At 64.9% G+C, this 2,734-nt stretch carries 3 protein-coding genes and 1 pseudogene; 2 read left to right on the plus strand and 2 right to left on the minus strand.

What is annotated here, in order from left to right:
- A partial coding sequence (locus tag WA944_RS00120; protein ID WP_526646033.1) for a hypothetical protein occupies positions 1-270 on the minus strand: 270 nt, incomplete at its 3' end.
- On the opposite strand from WA944_RS00120, the pseudogene WA944_RS00125 reads away from it, so the two are divergent.
- Both WA944_RS00125 and WA944_RS00130 read left to right on the plus strand, forming a co-directional pair.
- Positions 229-656: pseudogene (locus WA944_RS00125) on the plus strand (ATP-binding protein); the annotation flags it as partial. The gene WA944_RS00120 and the pseudogene WA944_RS00125 overlap by 42 nt on opposite strands.
- A 302-nt stretch (positions 657-958) precedes the next feature.
- Positions 959-2,161 carry a thiolase family protein gene (locus WA944_RS00130; protein ID WP_526369158.1) on the plus strand — a complete coding sequence of 401 codons (1,203 nt, stop codon included), beginning with the start codon at positions 959-961 and terminating at the stop codon, positions 2,159-2,161.
- A gap of 210 nt (positions 2,162-2,371) precedes the next feature.
- Here the strand turns inward: WA944_RS00130 and WA944_RS00135 are convergent.
- Positions 2,372-2,734 (minus strand): cytochrome P450 (locus tag WA944_RS00135; RefSeq protein ID WP_526369160.1); only part of this gene is annotated, 363 nt, incomplete at its 5' end.

Genomic DNA, 2,734 nt, shown 5'->3' on the forward strand with positions numbered 1-2,734 from the left:
CGCCAACTGCGTCACAGCGGCGTCACCGCTACCAAACACATCCGTTGAGTCGGCCGCCACCATGCCCGGCGTGCCGTCCGGCAGCACCACCACCAGCCTCAGCACGCCCTGTCGTCGACGAAATGCCGACGCCTGCAACCGTTCCCTGTACAACGGGTGCACGCAATCGGTTACCGTGATCTCGCACGACAGCACCGCGCGAAGCTGTTGCAGTCTGTCGCCTGCGCTGTCGGCGTCGGGAAAACCCGTGTCGCACAAGCACTTGGTCATCAAGTGGCCCGCCGCGGCGGAGACATCCGCCTCGTGAAATGCTCCCGCATGCTCGCCGACCTCGCCGGCGGGCAGCCGATCGGACCATCGGTCAACGCATGCGCGAGTACACCCGCCCGCTGGTCCTGGTCATCGACGACTTTGCGATGCGTGAGCACACCCCCACCCAAAGCGACGACCTCTACGATTTGGTCTCCGATCGTGCGATCGCCGCCAAGCCGCTGATCTTGACGAGCAACCGCGCCCCCAAGGATTGGTACCCCCTGTTCCCGAACCCCGTCGTCGCCGAATCGCTGCTCGACCGCCTGATCAACACCAGCCACCAAGTCCTCATGGACGGACCGTCCTACCGGCCCCGGAAACGACCCGGGGCAAGCGCAACCTGACATCTCATCGCCAGAGCCCCGCTACCCTCACTCCAGCAGCGTCCCACCATGGGGAATTACGTGACGACTACCCCTGAGGAATTACGCGACCGTGGACACAAGCGCCGCACCGGGCGATCATGAGGCGGCCATTGGCCCCGCCAGTCCAGAACTGTCGGTTGTAAGTCAGGGTGGGAAATATGCGGGCCGGAGCGGTGGGTGGCGCGTCGTCGGGCATGACAAGCAACGTACAGTCCAAAAACCTGCTATTACAAACAATAAGATTTTCGGCCACCACGGCCGATGGAACGGACGGTGGCCTGATGAGTTACTTCGAGAAGGACGCGATCATCAGCGGCGTGGGCATTTCCCGCATCGGCCGTCGCATCGGCATCCCCGGTGCCGAACTGACGTTGGAGGCGGCTCACGCCGCCATCGCCGACGCCGGACTGACCGCCGACGACATCGACGGCATCGCTTCCTTCGGCGACACGCCGCTGCCCGAGGTGGTTGAGCTGCTTGGCAGCCAGGCGAACGATGAGTCGCTCGGCTTCGACACCGGAGGGGTGCTGGCGCCGGTGATGTCGGCCTTTCGCGCCGTTGCCGAGCGACGAGCTCGACACGTGCTGGTATATCGAACCGTGCTGATGCTGGGCGGGTCGGTGACCGACGCACCCGCCACCTCCGCACTCAACCGGCTGGCATCCCCGCCGATCGAGCCGCACATCCCCGGGACGCGACGCAAAATCGCCCCGTTCGAGGACATCGACGAACTGCTGGCCGCCCACGCCTACTCGGCGGCGAACTGGCTGGCCTTGCACTGCCGGCGACACATGGAACTCTACGGAACTACCAAAGAGCAGCTGGGTTGGCTGGCAATCAACAACAGACGCAACGCCGCCCTCAACCCACTAGCGGTATACCAGGATCCGATCACCATGGACGACTACATGTCGGCGCGGCCGATCTCAACACCGTTCGGACTACTCGACTGCGACGTTCCCGTGGATGGCTCGATCGCGTTGGTGGTCTCGCATACCGACTACACCGGGGACTGCCCGAACCCCGCGGTCGGTGTTGAGGCGATCGGCGGGGCCTACGGCTCCGGCGGGTGGTTTCACCGCGACGACTTCCCCAAGATGGCATCGGCCGAAGCGGCCGCCGAAATGTGGTCGCGCACCGATTTGATGCCGACGGATGTCGACGTCGCCGAACTCTACGACGGCTTTACCTTTCTCACGATCGCGTGGTTGGAGGCCTTGGGTTTCTGCGGCGACGGTGAAGGAGGCCCGTTCATCGATGGGGCGACGCGGATTGCGCTTGATGGATCCCTGCCGCTCAACACGTTCGGCGGGCAACTGTCGGCGGGCCGGATGCACGGTTATTGGCTGTTGCACGAGGCGTGCCTGCAGCTGCGCGGGCAGGCCGGTCAGCGACAGCTCGCTCGACGGCCCCAGGTGGCCGCCGTCGCGGCCGGAGGCGGACCCATCGCTGGATGCATGCTGCTTACCTGCAGCGGGGATTGACGGTCTATCTGATGCACGTCTTGGGCTGTCGCCGAAGAGGGTACACGGCGCTGCGCCAGCACCTGGACGAGAAGCAGCGGGACCACCGGACGCCTCCCATGTCGAGGGAGATGAGGCCGTCCCGCGGTGTCAGCGCCCGCAGGCTGCTGTCGGGACGGGCATCCGAGGGTCGCGGCACTGTCGACCCGTCAACGGAGCAGCCGCAGTTGGTTAGGGCTCCAGTTGAAGGACCAAGTGTTCTGGTCCGCGTAGGGTCGGGTTGTCCCGCCACTTCATCGGATCGAGCACCCGTATTCGACGGACTCGGGGCAGCAATTCCTCAAGGACCACGCGCGCTTCCAGTCGTGCGAGCCGTGCCCCAAGGCAGTAGTGGATACCGCTTCCGAAGCCGACATGGTCGGTCGGGTTGCGGTCGATGTCGAACTCGTCTGGGTTCGTAAACTTGTGCGGGTCACGATTGGCAGCGCCAAACAGCAGCATCACCCGCGAACCAGCGGGGATGGTCGTTGACCCTACGGTGTAGTCGCTGACAGCGGTGCGGTAGAGGTGCTGGACCGGCGAGCCCCACCGCAG

The organism is Mycobacterium sp., from assembly GCF_049683355.1.
GTDB lineage: Bacteria > Actinomycetota > Actinomycetes > Mycobacteriales > Mycobacteriaceae > Mycobacterium.

What these genes read in the sequence shown, in the direction of transcription:
- WA944_RS00130 (WP_526369158.1), top strand. Translation starts at nt 959, where the DNA reads ATGAGTTACTTCGAGAAGGACGCGATCATCAGCGGCGTGGGCATTTCC.